The sequence below is a fragment of the Mesorhizobium sp. 01N446 genome (assembly GCF_056399285.1).
This window is the reverse complement of record NZ_JBFTRA010000053.1, coordinates 1-389: the sequence shown is the minus strand read 5'-3', so window position 1 is coordinate 389 and position 389 is coordinate 1. Positions and strand designations below refer to the sequence as shown.

Annotated in this window: 1 protein-coding gene; it reads left to right on the top strand. The window is 63.8% G+C overall.

Annotation, left to right across the window (positions count from 1 at the left end; genetic code table 11):
* The coding region (locus tag AC1DPX_RS35185) for a VCBS domain-containing protein (protein WP_477242626.1) at positions 1-389 on the top strand (389 nt) is incomplete at both ends.

Sequence of the window (389 nt, the reverse complement as noted above, 5' to 3'; positions counted from 1 at the left end):
CCTGACCGAGACGAACTCGGCCACCGACATATCGAGCTCCGGCACGCTGACCATCTCCGATGTCGACAGCCCGGCGACCTTCGTCGCCCAGGCCGGCACCGTCGGGACCTATGGCACCTTCGCCATCGATGCAGCGGGAGCATGGACCTACACCGCAAGCTCGGCCCACAACGAGTTCGTCGCCGGCCAGCACTACACCGAGAACTTCGACGTGGTCAGCGCCGACGGCGCACACACCTCGGTGCAGATCGATATTCTGGGGACCAATGACGCGGCGGTTCTCTCCTCCGCATCGGTCAATTTGACGGAAGCCAACACGGCAGCGGCGATCAGCACTTCCGGCACGCTGACCATCAGCGATGTCGACAGTCCTGCGACCTTGCGACCTT